The organism is Rhodococcus sp. NPDC054953, from assembly GCF_053609225.1.
On sequence record NZ_JBSGXD010000046.1, the window covers coordinates 1 to 7414 of the forward strand.

Consider the following 7414-nt stretch of genomic DNA (forward strand, 5'->3'; position numbering starts at 1 on the left):
GTGCCCTGCGTGATCGCCGCACCCGGCTCCACCGCAAGACCGGTCACCACACCCGACTTGTGCGCGGTCACCGGGTTCTCCATCTTCATCGCCTCCAACACCACGATCAGGTCACCCTCGGCGACCTCCTGACCCTCCTCAACAGCGACCTTCACCACGGTCCCCTGCATCGGCGCGGTCACCGCATCACCCGACGCCGCAGCACCACCGGCACCGCCCCGCTTGCGGGACTTCGGCTTCCGGGTGATCGCCCCGACCGCAGGCGCCGCCGACCCGAGGGAGAACTGACCCGGCAGCGACACCTCCACCCGACGACCCCCGACCTCGACGACCACGTTCTGCCGCGGCAACGCCTCCTCACCGTCGGCGTCCACCTGCCCGGCACCGGTGTACGGCTCGATCGGGTTGTCCCACTCGTTCTCGATCCACTTCGTGTACACCTCGAACGAGGTCCCGTCACCGACGAACGCCGGGTTGGTCACGATGTGCCGGTGGAACGGCAGCACCGTCGCCAGCCCATCCACCTCGAACTCCGCCAGGGCGCGGGACGCGCGCTGCAGCGCCTGCTCGCGGGTCTCGCCGGTGACGATCAGCTTGGCGAGCATCGAGTCGAACTGGCCGCCGATCACATCGCCCTGCACGACACCGGAGTCGACGCGCACACCCGGGCCGGTCGGCTCCTTGTACACCGAGATCGGGCCCGGCGCGGGCAGGAACCCGCGGCCGGCGTCCTCACCGTTGATCCGGAACTCGAAGGAGTGCCCGCGCGGGGTGGGGTCCTCGGTGATCTCAAGCTTCTCGCCGTTGGCGATGCGGAACTGCTGCCGCACCAGGTCGATGCCCGCGGTCTCCTCGGTGACCGGGTGCTCGACCTGCAGGCGGGTGTTCACCTCGAGGAACGACACGGTGTCGCCCTGCACCAGGTATTCGACGGTGCCAGCACCGTAGTAGCCGGCTTCCTTGCAGATCGCCTTGGCGGAGTTGTGGATCCGGTCGCGCTGGTCGTCGGTGAGGAACGGGGCGGGGGCCTCCTCGACGAGCTTCTGGAAGCGGCGCTGCAGCGAGCAGTCGCGGGTGCCCGCGACGATGACGTTGCCGTGCTGGTCGGCGATGACCTGCGCCTCGACGTGCCGGGCCTTGTCGAGGTACTGCTCGACGAAGCATTCGCCGCGACCGAACGCGGCGATCGCCTCACGGGTCGCGGACTCGAACAGTTCCGGGATTTCCTCGATCGAATGGGCGACCTTCATGCCGCGGCCACCGCCACCGAACGCGGCCTTGATCGCGACCGGGACGCCGTACTGGCGGGCGAAGTCGACGACCTCGTCGGCGCCCTTGACGGGGTCCTTGGTGCCCGCGGCCATCGGGGCGTTGGCGCGTTCGGCGATGTGCCGGGCGGTGACCTTGTCGCCGAGGTCGCGGATGGACTGCGGGGACGGGCCGATCCAGATCAGTCCGGCGTCGATGACGGCCTGCGCGAAGTCGGCGTTCTCGGAGAGGAACCCGTAGCCGGGGTGGATGGCGTCGGCGCCGGACTTCGCGGCGGCGTCGAGGATCTTGTCGAACACCAGGTACGACTCGGCGGAGGTTTGGCCGCCGAGGGCGAAGGCCTCGTCGGCGAGCTTGACGAACTGGGCGTCGGCGTCGGGTTCGGCGTAGACGGCGACGCTGCCGTAGCCGGCGTCCTTCGCTGCCCGGATCACCCGCACCGCGATCTCGCCGCGGTTGGCGACAAGCACCTTCGTGATGTGCGCGCTGGCATGACTGGGCACTGAGCCTCCTGGTGGTCGCAAGGGGTATCCGCGGGGGAGCGCCGGCTGGTGACGGCAGTATCTCGCAGTGTAGGCACCGGCCGAGCGGTCACCGCACCCGGCCGGTGGATCGGTTCACCCGGAACCGGGCGCCACTCTAGGCGCTACTGACCAGTACGTTCGTGGTTCACCGGGTGACCCGGTCGGGCAGTCGGCAGGTGCCGGTTCCGGCGACCTCGGCCATCAGGGTGCGCAGGCGGACGAGGTAGTCGTGGACGGCGGCGGTCGCGGCCTCGGTGGCCGGGTAGCGCGCCGCGACGTTGACCCCCTCCGGGGTCCGATTCACCCAGATGTGCACGTCGTTCGCATAGTGCCTGCTGCGCAGGGCCCGCGCATTCCAGTCCGTCCAGCTGGTCGCTGCGGGAACGAACCGCACATCCATGTACGAGACCACGAACCGTGGGCGGGCATCGGTGCCGAGGACCTCGCCGACCCACTCGAACGGAACCCGGGCCGCCCGCTTCGCGGCGGCCGCCTGGACCGACGCGCGGCGCACCAGCTCGGCGAACGATCCGGCGCCGCGCACCCCGAACGAGATCGGGCCGACACCGACGAACCAGCCGACCGATCCGGCCCAGCCCGGTGCGTCGCGGGTGTGCATCGGCACGACCGCCGCGAACCGGTCCGCGTCCGTGAGGCCGGCGGCGGCGACCGCAAGGCAGGCCAGCGCGCCAGGGAAAAAGCCGTGGCCGATCTTGCGGCAGACCACGGCGAACGCGTCCGCCGCGGCCGCGTCGAGGACCCGTGCCGACAGGCCGCGCTGCGCAGGCGGCGCGTCGGGCAGGTCCCCGAGTGCGAGCGGGAACTCGGGCAGCCGCCCGCCGCCCAGGTCGAGCAGGCCGCGCCACAACGCGACGACGGGATCGGCGGCGTCCAAGTCCCGGACCCCTGCCCGTTCCCGGGCGGCGAAGTCGAGGTAGCTGCCGACCGGGAACAGGTCCGGTGCCGCGCCGCGCTGCTCGTGGCGGTACAGCGTCTCGATTTCCTGGGCGACGAGAACCACCGAATACCCGTCGACGAGCGCGTGATCGGCGGCGAAGTAGACCGTGAACGCCCGGTCGGGGTCCGGTGGTTCGACCGTCGCGAACGCGAACGCGGGCCACGATAGGGGGGAGGTGGCGCGGTCGAACAGCGCGTGCAGGTGCTCGAAGTTCCCGGCACCGGAGGTGCGGTACCCGTGCCGCGCGGCGTCCACCCGCACCCGCCCCGCGGTGACCGTCCGCCGCCGCACCTCGCCGGGGCCGGTGGGTGCGGCGTGGCTACGCAGCCCCTCGTGCCGGTCGATCCACGCGGTGAGCGCGCGCCCGAACGCGTCCGCGTCCAGGCCTCCGTCGATCTCGAACGCGGCGCCGAGCCAGGACTCGTGCGCGGCCCCGGCCCCGGCCCTGGCGTCGGCCTCGCGCAGTCGCGTTTCCTGCACGAACGACGTCGGTCGCGGATCGTCGTACCACGGGTCCGCGCCCGGCGCCGCATCGTCGAACGGCACCGTCGGGTGCCATTCGGTCACCGTGCCCGGCGACACCGGATAGTCGGCCAGCTCCGTGAATTCCATTGGCAGAACCCGTCGTTCGCGATCTGCTCCGGTGAATGGGCGCACTCACTCCCGCAGATGACGTTTGATGCGTGTGAGCATCGCGGACATGCCCCGCAGGCGCAGCGGGCTGACGGCGTCGGCCAAGCCCAGCGCGGAGTAGAAGTCTCCGGGCACCTCCAGTATCGCCTGCGCGCTCTGCCCGTCCAAACCCTGATGCAGGATCGACGCGAAGCCGCGGGTGGTCGGCGCCTCGGGTGGGGCACTGAAATGCAACCGCACATGCTCGGGATCGTCGGCGTCGACGGACAGGAACAGCGGCGACTGGCACTCCGGGACCGGTTCCATCGCCGCCTGCTCCAACTCCGCGGGCAGCGGCGGCAGCTCGCGGCTGAATTCGAGCAGCAGCTGCAGCTTCTCCTGGCCGGAGACGGCGGCGAAATCGTCGACGATCTCGGCGAGCGGGGCGGGCAGGCTCATGCGATCGCCGGGATCTCGCCGGGCTCGTCACCCCGAACGATCGGCACCCGCACCGTGTTGCCCCATTCGGTCCACGAACCGTCGTAGTTGCGCACGTTCTCGAAACCGAGCAGGTGGGTGAGGACGAACCAGGTGTGGCTGGACCGCTCACCGATCCGGCAGTACGCGACCACATCGTCGGACGGGGCGAACGCGCCGTAGATCTCGTCCAGTTCGGCGCGCGAGCGGAACCGGCTGTCCGGCGCAGCGGCCTTCGCCCACGGGATCGACACCGCGGTCGGGATGTGCCCACCGCGCAGCGCGCCCTCCTCCGGGTAGTCCGGCATGTGGGTGCGTTCCCCGGTGTACTCCTGCGGCGACCGCACGTCGATCAGCGGACCCGAGCCGAGATGCGCCAGCACGTCGTCGCGGTATGCGCGGATCGGGGCGTCATCGCGGGTGACCACCGGGTAGTCGGTCGGCGCCTTCTCCGGGACGTCCAGGGTGGTGTCGCGGTTCTCCGCGATCCACGCGTCCCGGCCGCCGTCGAGCAGCCGCACGTCCTCGTGCCCGAACAGGGTGAACACCCACAGCGCGTACGCGGCCCACCAGTTGCTCTTGTCGCCGTAGATCACCACGGTGTCGTCCCGGCGAATGCCCTTGCGGCTCATCAGCTTCGCGAAGGCCTCGCCGTCGATGTAGTCGCGGGTCACCGGGTCGTTGAGGTCGGTGTGCCAGTCGATCTTCACCGCGCCAGGGATGTGCCCCACGTCGTAGAGGAGCACGTCCTCGTCGGATTCGACGATCGTGATCCCCGGAGCGCCGATGTGCGCGCCGAGCCACTCCGAGGTGACGAGCCGTTCCGGGTGCGCGTAGGCCGCGAAGGAGGGGTGGGGATCGGGCGCAACGGGCACGGGCGGGCTCCTGACGGTGGGACTACGGGTTGACAGTCACAAGTCTAGGCGTAACCCGAGTTCCGCCGCTCCCGCCGGGCGGCGCGCTCAGCCCTCGGCGGGGCAGGCGGTCCACAGTTCGGCGATGCCGACGCCGACCTCGCCGAGCAGCTGCCGCACCAGCGGCAGCCCGATCCCGATCACGCTGGACGGGTCGCCCTCGATCCGGTCGATGAACCAGCCACCAAGCCCGTCCAGGGTGAACGCGCCCGCCACCTGCATCGGCTCGCCGGACTCCAGGTAGGCCTCGAGGTCGTCACCGGACGGGGTGCCGAAGTGCACGACCGTCGCGCTGTCCGCGCCGACCTCCCCGACGGGGGCGCCGCCCCGGACCCGGATCACGCAGTGCCCGGTGAGCAGGGTTCCGCTGCGCCCGGCCATCGACCGCCACCGCGCGCGGGCCACGTCCGCGGTGTGCGGCTTGCCCTGAAGCTCCCCGTCGATCAGCAGCATCGAATCGCACCCGATCACCACGGCGTCCGCGACGATGTCTTCGGGCAGCGCGGGGAGAACGGCGGCGGCCTTGGCCCTGGCCAGTTCGGTCACCACGTGACGCGGAGCGGCCCTCGGGCCGAGGGCCTGCTGGATCGCGTCCTCATCCACCCCGGACACGTGCACATACGGCTCGATCCCCGCCTTGCGCAGGACCGTGCGGCGCGCAGGCGAGGCCGAGGCGAGGACGAGGCGGGTCACGTTCGGTTCGGGAACGCGTACGGCGAAAACGGTGCCCGGCTGCGGTGCATCTTGACCGGCTCACCCCAGCGGTCCGGGGGAGTCGTGTCGGCGGGGGCCTGACCCGAGCCTGCCGCCGCGAGGACCGCGACCAGTGCCGCGATCTCGACGTCGGAAGGGTTTCCCTTGAGCACCTTGATGACCGGCAATTGCATACCTTCGCTAGCAGTTCCCTCGGCGGTGTCGACTGCGGCGGCGGCGTCGGCCAGCACCTCGACCTCGGCGAGTGTCGTGTCCATGAGTGTCGTCACAGCATCAATGTATTCGGCCGCGCTCACCGTGCTGATGTGTTCGGCTGCGCTCACAGGGGAATGTTCCCATGCTTCTTCGGCGGCAACGTCACCATCTTGCGTTCAAGCAACCGCAACGCCGCCACAATCTGACCCCGCGTATGCGACGGCGGAATCACCGCATCCACATACCCACGCTCGGCAGCCACATACGGGTTGACCAGCGTGTCCTCGTACTCGTTCTGCAACTGCAGACGCAACGCATCCACATCCTGACCGGCCGCCGCCGCGTCCTTGAGCTGCTTGCGGTACACAAACCCCACCGCACCCGAGGCACCCATCACCGCGATCTGCGCCGTCGGCCACGCCAGATTCACATCCGCACCCATGTGCTTGGACCCCATCACGTCGTACGCCCCGCCGTACGCCTTGCGGGTGATGACGGTGATCTTCCCGACCGTCGCCTCCCCATACGCGTACAGCAGCTTCGCACCGCGGCGGATGATGCCGTTGTACTCCTGCTCCGTACCCGGCAGGAACCCCGGCACATCGACCAGGGTCACGATCGGCACGTTGAACGCATCACAGGTCCGGACGAACCGGGCCGCCTTCTCCGAGGCGTCGATGTCCAGACACCCGGCGAACTGCGTCGGCTGGTTCGCCACGATGCCCACGGAGCGGCCGTCGATCCGACCGAACCCGACGATCACGTTCATCGCCCGCCCGGCCTGCACCTCAAGGAACTCGTCGTCGTCGTCGAGCAGCCGGCGGATCACCTCGTGCATGTCGTACGGCTGATTCGCGCTGTCGGGGATGATCGTGTCCAGCTCGAGGTCCTCGTCGGTCAACGAGTCCGCGATCGCCCCGACGATCGGGTCGGTCGGCGCCAACCGGGGCGCGGCGGCCTGATTGTTGCTCGGCAGGTACGAGAGCAGGTCCTTGACGTAGTCGAGGGCGTCCTGCTCACCGGAGGCGACGTAGTGCGCGACACCGGACTTCGCCATGTGGGTGTGCGCGCCACCGAGGTCCTCCATCGTGACGTCCTCACCGGTGACGGTCTTGATCACGTCGGGGCCGGTGACGAACATCTGCGAGGTCTGGTCGACCATCACCACGAAGTCGGTCAACGCCGGGGAGTAGACGTGGCCGCCGGCGGCGGGGCCCATGATCAGCGAGATCTGCGGGATCACCCCGGACGCCTGGACGTTGCGGTGGAAGATCTCCCCGTACAGGCCGAGGGAGACCACGCCCTCCTGGATGCGGGCGCCTGCGCCCTCGTTGATCCCGATCAGCGGGCGCCCGGTCTTCAACGCGAGGTCCATCACCTTGACGATCTTCTCGCCGTAGATTTCGCCGAGGGAGCCGCCGAAGACGGTGGCGTCCTGGGAGAAGACGCACACGTCGCGGCCGTCGACGGTGCCGTAGCCGGTGACGACGCCGTCGCCGGCGGGGCGGTTGTCGGCGAGCCCGAAGTTGGTGGAGCGGTGCCGGGCGAGGGCGTCGAGTTCGACGAACGATCCCTCGTCCAGGAGGGCCTCGATCCGTTCGCGGGCGGTCAGCTTGCCCTTGGCGTGCACCTTGTCGACGGCGGCTTCGCCGGTCGGGAAGTGTGCCTCGGCCTGACGGCGGTGCAGGTCCGCGAGCTTGCCCGCGGTGGTGTGGATATCGGGGGCCGCGGTCGCGGCCGGCTCCTGGACG

General features: G+C 70.0%; 7 protein-coding genes. All 7 read right to left on the minus strand.

The annotated features are described in order from the left end of the window. Positions 1 to 1772: acetyl/propionyl/methylcrotonyl-CoA carboxylase subunit alpha (locus ACWF62_RS20230; RefSeq protein ID WP_452631190.1), on the minus strand; the 1772-nt coding region annotated here is incomplete at its 3' end. A 166-nt stretch (positions 1773 to 1938) separates the two neighbouring features. Then, a complete protein-coding gene (locus tag ACWF62_RS20235; RefSeq protein WP_452631192.1) occupies positions 1939 to 3363 on the minus strand; it encodes a condensation domain-containing protein in 1425 nt (474 codons plus the stop codon). A gap of 45 nt (positions 3364 to 3408) precedes the next feature. Beyond that, positions 3409 to 3822, minus strand: a complete 414-nt coding sequence (locus ACWF62_RS20240) for a SufE family protein (RefSeq protein WP_378506894.1) — start codon at positions 3820 to 3822, stop codon at positions 3409 to 3411. Next, the gene (locus tag ACWF62_RS20245; protein WP_378506895.1) at positions 3819 to 4715 is read right to left on the minus strand and encodes a sulfurtransferase; all 897 of its coding nucleotides are present in this window, start codon (positions 4713 to 4715) and stop codon (positions 3819 to 3821) included. The genes ACWF62_RS20240 and ACWF62_RS20245 overlap by 4 nt, the downstream gene beginning before the upstream one ends. Before the next feature lie 87 nt (positions 4716 to 4802). Next, positions 4803 to 5447, minus strand: coding sequence for a Maf family protein (locus tag ACWF62_RS20250; RefSeq protein WP_378506896.1), 645 nt, complete (start codon positions 5445 to 5447; stop codon positions 4803 to 4805). After that, positions 5444 to 5725 carry an acyl-CoA carboxylase subunit epsilon gene (locus ACWF62_RS20255; RefSeq protein WP_378507041.1) on the minus strand — a complete coding sequence of 94 codons (282 nt, stop codon included), beginning with the start codon at positions 5723 to 5725 and terminating at the stop codon, positions 5444 to 5446. Before ACWF62_RS20255 ends, ACWF62_RS20250 begins: the two co-directional genes overlap by 4 nt. Before the next feature lie 62 nt (positions 5726 to 5787). Further along, a partial coding sequence (locus ACWF62_RS20260; RefSeq protein WP_452631195.1) for an acyl-CoA carboxylase subunit beta occupies positions 5788 to 7414 on the minus strand: 1627 nt, incomplete at its 5' end.